The organism is Phormidium pseudopriestleyi FRX01 (genome assembly GCF_017313335.1).
Classification (GTDB): domain Bacteria; phylum Cyanobacteriota; class Cyanobacteriia; order Cyanobacteriales; family Laspinemataceae; genus Laspinema; species Laspinema pseudopriestleyi.
This window is the reverse complement of the sequence record NZ_JAFLQW010000088.1, coordinates 1-8,371: the sequence shown is the minus strand read 5'-3', so window position 1 is coordinate 8,371 and position 8,371 is coordinate 1. Positions and strand designations below refer to the sequence as shown.

The window sequence follows — 8,371 nt, the reverse complement described above, 5'->3', positions numbered from 1 at the left end:
GTGTTGGACGTCTGCCTGACCCTTCATGCAGAACATACCATCAATGCTTCGACATTTTCGGCAAGGGTGACTGCTTCTACGTTGACGGACCCCTACGCGGTGGTGGCTTCAGCGGTGGGAACCCTGGCAGGTCCTTTACATGGAGGGGCCAATGAAGAAGTGATTGAAATGCTGGAGGAAATTGGCTCGGTTGAAAATGTCCGACCCTATATTGAAAACTGTCTGAAGACTAACTCTAAGATTATGGGGTTCGGTCACCGGGTCTACAAAGTCAAGGATCCCCGAGCGATTATCCTGCAAAACCTCGCTGAACAATTGTTTGAGAAGTTTGGCCGGGATAATTATTATGACATTGCCGTAGAGCTAGAGCGAGTAGTGGAAGAAAAACTCGCTTACAAAGGCATTTATGCCAATGTGGACTTTTACTCGGGTCTGGTTTATCGGAAGTTGGGGATTCCTACGGATTTGTTTACGCCGATCTTTGCGATTTCCCGGGTGGCGGGTTGGTTGGCGCACTGGAAAGAGCAATTGGGGGAAAACCGGATTTACCGTCCGACCCAAATTTATACGGGAACTCATAATGCTCCCTATATTCCGATCGCTGAACGTTAACCCGATCGCGTCTGGGTCGGTGATTTTTCCCTGAATGGGAATCATCCATCTAGCCGCGATCGCCACAATTGCCCTTAGATTGCCATAATCTGAGGGTTTTTTGTGGGTAATTCTCCGCCAAAATAAAGAACCCAGATCCAGCCCTGGAGAACCTGCGCCGGTATCCCCTGATCAAGACTGGAGTTCCCTCAAATCCCTGCTCTCCCCAGATTCAGAATCAACCGGATGGCGATCGGTCCCGGGGCGATCGCCTCCTGACCCTATGCCGCCCATCCCCGGAGGGCCACCTACTTCCCTAAACACTGAAACTCAAGCCTCTCCCAGAGTTCTGGCGTCCATCGAGCGTTATACTGTTATTGCATTTAACCGAGTCGTAAGAAATCTTCACACTCTCAATTAGGAAGCGTAAACTACCCAACGCTGACTGAGTACAGTACAGCGTGGGCTTTTAAAGCCTAATGTTTACCAGACTCAGGTGTGTTGATTCACTACGTTAGAGGCAAGTGTTCAAGTTCTTACCTACGGATGCGTAGCTAGTCTGGAGCTACTAAAACTTAAAGATTAAACAGGTTTATTGGGTTAAACCAGTGTCTTTAAGATAGTACCGACCTCTAACAAAGGCGCAAGCTAACTTAACCCCATCTAAGGTCCGGCTCAATAGAGCAAAACCGTTATGCGGACTTCGGTTGTCAGATTTCAGTTCGTAATTGCCCGAACGAAAGTAGATTGCAATACTACAAGGGATTAAACAACTCCAAGGCGGTAATGGACTGATTAATCGATTCATGGAGAACAATCTTTATGCAGCGTAAACCTAGCCCCTCCTTGACTCTCACCGCTAATTGGAGTACCAATATAGCGTCCGTCTCAATGAGGGAAGAAGCATGAACCCAGGTATAGACCTACAAGGAAGTTTTATAAAAGCGCTCGCAGATTTGGGCCTTCCGGCGGGAGCAGCAAAAGCCTTATGGATGCCAATTCCGATGGTGCTCATGCTAGTTGTCGCAACAATTGGCGTGCTCGTAACCGTCTGGCTAGAGCGAAAAATTTCTGCTGCGGTCCAACAGCGCATCGGCCCAGAATACATCGGCCCTTTGGGGATTTTAGCTCCCGCCGCCGATGGTCTCAAACTCTTGTTCAAAGAGGATATCATTCCGGCGAAAGCTGACCCTATCCTCTTTACCCTCGGGCCAGTCCTGGTGGTAGTCCCCGTGTTCGCCTCCTTCCTGATCGTCCCCTTCGGACAAAATCTCATCATTAGCGATGTCGGGGTGGCCATCTTTTTATGGATTTCCCTTTCCAGCATTCAGCCGATCGGCTTACTGATGGCAGGGTATGCCTCCAACAACAAATACTCCCTAATCGGTGGATTGCGGGCGGCGGCACAGTCAATCAGTTATGAAATTCCCCTGGCCCTAAGCGTGCTGGCGATCGTGATGATGTCCAACAGCCTGAGCACCCTCGACATTGTGGAACAGCAATCCAGCTATGGCATCCTCAGTTGGAACATCTGGCGTCAACCCCTTGGCTTTGTCATCTTCTGGATTGCGGCCCTGGCGGAATGCGAACGCTTACCCTTTGACCTCCCTGAAGCTGAAGAAGAAATCGTCGCCGGATATCAAACCGAATATTCTGGCATGAAATTCGCCCTGTTCTACTTAGGGTCCTACGTCAACCTCATCCTCTCGGCACTCCTAATCGCCGTGTTATATCTGGGTGGCTGGGAATCTCCTATCCCTGTAGAACTGCTAGGACAGTGGCTCGGGGTCAGCGAAACCACCCCTTGGCTGCAAGTGATTACCGCAACCCTCGGCATCACCATGACCCTGCTCAAGGCTTACTTTTTTATTTTCCTCGCCATTCTCATGCGCTGGACCTTACCCCGCGTTCGGATCGACCAACTTCTCGATTTAGGGTGGAAATTCCTGCTGCCCGTTTCTCTAGTCAATCTGCTCTTAACTGCCGCCTTAAAGTTGGCCTTTCCCTTTGCCTTTGGTGGGTAAGCGCGGTTTTTTTCGTTCAAAAACTGCCCAGTTATTGAGCGATCGCTTAAGTTCATATTGACTTCAGGTCACCACTCCCTATCACTTAGCAGTCATCGTCGAGAACACTATGCTCAAATTCCTCAACCAAGTTAGCAACTACGCCAAAGAAACCGTTCAAGCGGCCAAATATATCGGGCAAGGACTCTCCGTGACCTTCGACCACATGCGCCGTCGTCCGGTTACGGTGCAATATCCCTACGAAAAACTGATTCCTTCCGAACGATATCGGGGTCGGATTCACTTTGAATTTGATAAGTGCATTTCCTGCGAAGTGTGCGTGCGCGTTTGTCCGATTAATCTGCCCGTGGTGGATTGGGTATTCAACAAAGAAACCAAAAAGAAACAGCTCAACGACTACAGTATTGACTTCGGCGTTTGTATTTTCTGCGCCAACTGTGTAGAATACTGTCCGACCAATTGTCTCTCGGCGACGGAAGAATACGAACTTTCAACTTACGATCGCCACGAATTGAATTTTGATAACGTGGCAATGGGACGCTTACCTTACAAAGTCACCGATGATCCAATGGTGACCCCCCTCAGAGAACTCGCCTATCTACCCAAAGGTGTGATCTCTCCCCATGATTTGCCCCCGAATTCTCGTCGTGCCGGTCTTCGTCCTGAAGAAATTCGGGAACAGATGGAACAAGAACAATCCACGGAAAAATAGGGGAAATTTGTCAAAAAATCGCCGGGGATGATGTAAGTCAGAATGAAGAATGACCCAACAAATAACCCCAGACAAATGATGACCCTCAACCAACAACAAAGGACAAAGAACAAAGGACAAATACAGTGAATTTAGCGGAAGGCGTTCAGATAGTTTCGTTGGGCCTGCTGGCCGTGATGATGATAGGAGCAGCCTTGGGTGTCGTACTCCTGTCTCAGGTCGTTTATTCGGCATTTTTATTAGGCGGCGTGTTTATCAGCATGGCCGGTTTGTATCTGTTGCTCAATGCTGATTTTGTAGCAGCGGCCCAGATTTTGGTTTATGTCGGTGCCGTTAACGTTCTGATTTTGTTTGCCATCATGCTGGTTAACAAACAGGAGGATTTTACGCACCTTCCCAATTACTGGATCCGTCGGGTAGCAACCGCCATCGTCGCTTTGGGATTATTCGCGCTATTAAGCACGATGGTTTTCTCAACTCCTTGGGCTGTGATGCCAACTGCAGCAACCGCAGAAAATACGGTTGTGCAGATTGGAGAACATTTATTCAGCGATTTTTTACTGCCGTTTGAATTAGCCTCTGTACTGTTGTTGATGGCAATGGTCGGCGCGATTATTTTGGCTCGTCGGGAGTTAATTCCTGAAGAGCGAAAAGCTCAAATAGATTCAGCGGAACTGGATTTGAAGTTGCCGGAACGTCCCCGTGCACCCGTCCCTGCTCTCCGGGGAAATCAGGTTAAAACCCAGGAATGAACAGGGTAAAAGGTCATCAAACGTTTTGAACTTTTACCGTTTTAAGGGGTGAATTTCCCCGCCCCTTAATCATTCAAAATCTAGTAAGATACTGATGAGGATTAATGGAACTGCAACTCGAATACTTTTTAGTTTTGGCAGCCGCCTTGTTCTGCATTGGCATTTATGGCTTGATTACCAGTCGCAATGCTGTCCGGGTGTTGATGTCGATTGAGCTATTGCTGAATGCGGTGAATTTGAATTTAATCGCCTTTTCTAATTTCCTGGACTCCGCTACAATTAAGGGTCAGGTTTTTGGGGTGTTTGTCATTACAGTAGCGGCGGCGGAAGCGGCAGTGGGTTTGGCGATCGTGCTGGCTATCTATCGCAACCGGGATACGGTGGATATGGAGCAGTTCAATCTCCTGAAATGGTAAGAGGGGTCTGGGTCACGAGGCTATCTGGGCCAGCTTGATTGATGGTCCGAGGCGATCGCAGAATGACTCGATTACCCTATTAAACCGGGTTTTTTCAAGAGACCCGGTTTCTAATTTTTGGGTGACGAAACAACTTAGAGAAAATATAATAAAAATGTAGAGACCCCAAATTTAACGAATTAATAAACAGGTGAGGGGCTTCTACGACAAGAGTCCGGACGAAATCATCTGGATGGAGGGTAAATCGTTAGCTGAAGGATAATAAACCGTAGGAATTAGTACAATAACTTAGGGGCTGACTGGATAAACTGATGAATGCCCAGAAAAAAACATAAAACGGTTAGGGGGTTAGTCTCAAGTGCAGCTTAAAAATGCCATTATTGCGCATAAAGCCGGAGATGACCTATCTCGGCGGTGGGCTGATCGATGCGCTCGGGAGTTGGAAAATCGCGGGTGTCATGTTTTGGTTGGACCCAGTGGGTCTAAAGATAATCCCTATCCCGTTTTTTTGGGTTCCTCAACCAGTCAAATTGATTTGGCTGTGGTGTTTGGGGGGGATGGGACGGCCCTAGCAGCGGCTCGACAACTTGCTCCGGAGGGAATTCCGATGTTGGCGGTCAATGTGGGCGGCCATCTGGGGTTTATTACGGAACACTTTGAGGAGTTTAAAGATACGGAACGAGTGTGGGACCGCTTGTTGGAGGACCGCTATGCGATTCAACGCCGGATGATGCTCCAAGGACGGGTTTATGAGGGGCATCATACGAATATGAAACCGGCGAGCGATCGCTTTTTGGCTTTAAATGAAATGTGTGTCAAACCGGCTGCAGCGGACCGGATGATCACCTCGATTCTGGAAATGGAAATTGATGGGGAGGTGGTGGATCAGTATCAAGGGGATGGTCTGATTGTGGCAACCCCTACGGGCTCAACCTGCTATACGGTTTCGGCGAATGGCCCGATTATGCATGATGGGATGGAGGCGATCGCTGTGACTCCGATTTGTCCTTTAAGTTTGTCCAGTCGTCCGATTGTGTTGCCACCGGGAGCTGTGGTTAGTATTTGGCCTTTAGCAGACCCGGATTTGAGTACGAAATTGTGGATGGATGGGGTAATGGCTACCTCAATTTGGCCGGGACATCGGGTTGATGTTCGGATGGCAGACTGTCGCGCTAAGTTTATTATTTTACAGGAAAATTATTCCTATTATCAGACCTTACGGGAAAAGTTACAATGGGCAGGAGCGAGAATTAAATATAATAATAATCACCGCCATTAAAGGAGGCCAAAACCTAGGCGATAGCCTAGGTTTCCCGGGGGTTACGAGGGTTTTTAAAGAGGCGATCGCCTCGTTTTTTGAATAATCCATATTCAGCTTTTCCAAAAGTTTGCACCGCCCGGAAATCTCAACCCAGAATATTCAAAATGACTCGGGTTTATTGCCTGGGCGGTTTCAACAGTTTTAAAGCAGAATGTAGGGGGGAAACTGGCAACGTTAAGGATGAAGCATAACCCGGGATTTCCCTCTGAGAGGGAGTGATTGCACCCAATTTATCGATCAGGCTTTTGACGCGCTTTTGCCGATTTAGAGGAAACCTCCCCCTGGGGCGATCGCATCCGGTGATTGTCGTTTTAGGCTACTAATCCGGAAACCTTTGTCAAATCTAGCCCCTGGCATTCCCTCCGCCTAATTTTTCCACCCCGAGGCGATCGCCGAGGACAACGGTGAGCAGACGAGTTCCGGGTGGCATCCGCTGGAGTCACTACAGACTGGAGGCACCTCATAATCACATAAAATCACAGGTTCAGATTTAATTTGTACTGCCGCTATTAGGGTTACAGATAAACCCATGATGCTAATCCAAAACAGCCGGTTCATAAACAGTTCACTCCATAGCAGATGACTGCTTGATTATTCGGCTGCTGTAGTCCGATTTCCGAAGGAAGCGATCGCCTGGATTTCAACAATCTACTCAGACTGTTCTCACCCTGGATCCAAACCGGACTGTGCCAAAAAAACTGGATTCTGCACTTTAAGCTACAGCACCTCTTGGCAAGGGTGATTACATTGAATTTCTAACATACTCAATAGAATTAGCTAGGCCGGTAGGTATTTTTAGAGTTGTGGAGTAGCAATGGGTCATTTTTTGTCTATATTTCCCTATCCCCTCAATGAACACAGACCCCAATACTATGATTGAGATATTCGGAGATTTCATTCAAAATCCGCCTCTGGGCACCGAGTATTTAATTCTGGGATTCTCCCCGAGTTCGGCTTCTATTAAAAAGCGGTGGCGAAATAATGGCTTATCAGCGGACTTTGTAGCCAATTACTTGGCCACCTTTTTTGGAGACAATGGAAACCCGGAGAATCCATGTCATAAAAAAGCGGAAAGCGCTCATAGCGTCAACTATATCGCCAATGAGTTATTAGAAAACACTATGAAATTTAGTGATTCTACATTGCCGCATCCCACCACCATGCAAATTCATTTATATGAAAATTCGATTATCTTGATGACCAAAAATGGTATAAATGGACAACAGGCGGCTGATTTGCGGGCCTTCATTGAGCGATTAAGTGTCTGCGAACCTGAAGAGTTGTATTTGGAACAGTTGGAAAAGAATGCAGAGGCAGATGACCCGAGCAATTCAAGGTTAGGTTATTTAACGATTCTGAATGATTATCAAGGAAAAATCGGGTGGCAATTCGATAGCTTTCCCGAAGAATCTCAAGGCATCTCTTTGACGACGATGGTGAAATTATTTTTATAGCTAAAATTTATTGGGTAAAAATTTCGTAATTGGCTTTCGGGAGAGAGGACCAAGATGAGGTTAAGTCATGGGATGGACTTGATTTCATTATGACCCACTTAAAAAATAAAAACCCGGGTCGAAAAACCGGGTTTTTATGTTCTCAGGGAGTCAGTCGGGGATTGGAAACAACTGACTGAAAACTTAGTTGAGTTGACAAAACTTGCGATCGCGGTCCGACTGCGGTTCTTGCCAAGAATAGGCAAAGTGACTGACGGAGTTAATCTGGGAAGAATAGCGCCGCAAGGCAGACATTTGGTCTTCTAAAGGCGGTCGATTGGTAACTGGAATGCCCCAATTTCCAGCTAAAGCCGGGATGACCTGAGTGCCTTCAGGAGCCATGCTTAAAACCCGCTCAATTTCTTCCATAATACAATCCGAATTTTGGCAATTGGCATAAGCCATTGGATGCCATTCCATCTCGGGGGAAAAGCGATCCCAAGCTTGTAACCGAGAATCAAATCCCCCTTGACCGACGGGACGGTTACCCCCGGGGAAAAATACCGCACCAGAGGGGATTCCTTGAGGCTCAACTTGCTCTACCGCCAGATTTACAAAATCAATAATTCCTTGCACGGCATGAGCGACACTGAGATACCAGAGTTGCCATTGCAGGAGTGGCAGACGTTCCCCGGGGGTTCCCATTGTTTTAGACTCAGGGGAGGCTGTCCGACCTTGCCACATCGGTTCTGCCTCATCGGGATAGAGTCCATCGACGGCGGCAATGTCGTTCGCGCTAATGAAGCCTTGGGTGACGTAGCGCCGGATTAATTCCTGACCTTTCTGGTTGAGACCCCGTTGCAAGAGGGTTTGCTGGGATGCCTCACTGTAGATCCAGAGGTCAGATGGCTTCGTAACGACAGAAGCCGGGCCGACGCCGCGTAGATAGCGGACGTAATCGAATAACATCCCGTCCGGTTTGCGCTTGAGGAGTTCAGTGATCATCCAAGCATAGTCTCGACGGGCTTGAGGACTGTAGGGGTCGATAAAGGCGTGATTGGCATGACTTTGACCAACCTGTTCATGCAAGCTGGGGTCCTGCATGACGGTGAGGGTGGTGTG

The 8,371-nt window shown here is 47.9% G+C and carries 8 protein-coding genes and 1 pseudogene; 7 read left to right on the top strand and 2 right to left on the bottom strand.

Translation table 11 applies throughout. The features are described 5' to 3' along the window. The 6 genes from J0895_RS03655 to J0895_RS03630 form a co-directional block, all read left to right on the top strand. Nucleotides 1-612 (top strand): citrate/2-methylcitrate synthase (locus J0895_RS03655; RefSeq protein WP_277989777.1); only part of this gene is annotated, 612 nt, incomplete at its 5' end. An 884-nt stretch (nucleotides 613-1,496) separates the two neighbouring features. Next, nucleotides 1,497-2,615: an NADH-quinone oxidoreductase subunit NuoH gene (gene nuoH / locus J0895_RS03650; protein ID WP_207086769.1), complete on the top strand. Its 1,119-nt coding sequence runs from the start codon at nucleotides 1,497-1,499 to the stop codon at nucleotides 2,613-2,615. Between the two features lie 109 nt (nucleotides 2,616-2,724). Then, on the top strand, nucleotides 2,725-3,327 hold the full coding sequence (ndhI, locus tag J0895_RS03645; protein WP_207086768.1) for an NAD(P)H-quinone oxidoreductase subunit I: 603 nt from the start codon (nucleotides 2,725-2,727) through the stop codon (nucleotides 3,325-3,327). A gap of 125 nt (nucleotides 3,328-3,452) precedes the next feature. Continuing rightward, on the top strand, nucleotides 3,453-4,079 hold the full coding sequence (locus tag J0895_RS03640) for an NADH-quinone oxidoreductase subunit J (protein WP_207086767.1): 627 nt from the start codon (nucleotides 3,453-3,455) through the stop codon (nucleotides 4,077-4,079). A gap of 110 nt (nucleotides 4,080-4,189) precedes the next feature. Then, nucleotides 4,190-4,495: an NADH-quinone oxidoreductase subunit NuoK gene (gene nuoK, locus J0895_RS03635; protein WP_198017903.1), complete on the top strand. Its 306-nt coding sequence runs from the start codon at nucleotides 4,190-4,192 to the stop codon at nucleotides 4,493-4,495. A 358-nt stretch (nucleotides 4,496-4,853) separates the two neighbouring features. Further along, nucleotides 4,854-5,774: an NAD(+) kinase gene (locus J0895_RS03630; RefSeq protein WP_207086766.1), complete on the top strand. Its 921-nt coding sequence runs from the start codon at nucleotides 4,854-4,856 to the stop codon at nucleotides 5,772-5,774. Between the two features lie 408 nt (nucleotides 5,775-6,182). Here J0895_RS03630 and J0895_RS03625 read toward each other — a convergent pair whose 3' ends face one another. Then, nucleotides 6,183-6,374: a hypothetical protein gene (locus tag J0895_RS03625; protein ID WP_207086765.1), complete on the bottom strand. Its 192-nt coding sequence runs from the start codon at nucleotides 6,372-6,374 to the stop codon at nucleotides 6,183-6,185. 314 nt (nucleotides 6,375-6,688) lie between these two features. Here J0895_RS03625 and J0895_RS03620 point away from each other — a divergent pair, with 314 nt between their 5' ends. Further along, nucleotides 6,689-7,270, top strand: coding sequence for a slr1658 family protein (locus J0895_RS03620; protein WP_207086764.1), 582 nt, complete (start codon nucleotides 6,689-6,691; stop codon nucleotides 7,268-7,270). A 183-nt stretch (nucleotides 7,271-7,453) separates the two neighbouring features. Here J0895_RS03620 and J0895_RS03615 read toward each other — a convergent pair. Then, a pseudogene (locus J0895_RS03615) lies at nucleotides 7,454-8,371 on the bottom strand (hypothetical protein); the annotation flags it as partial.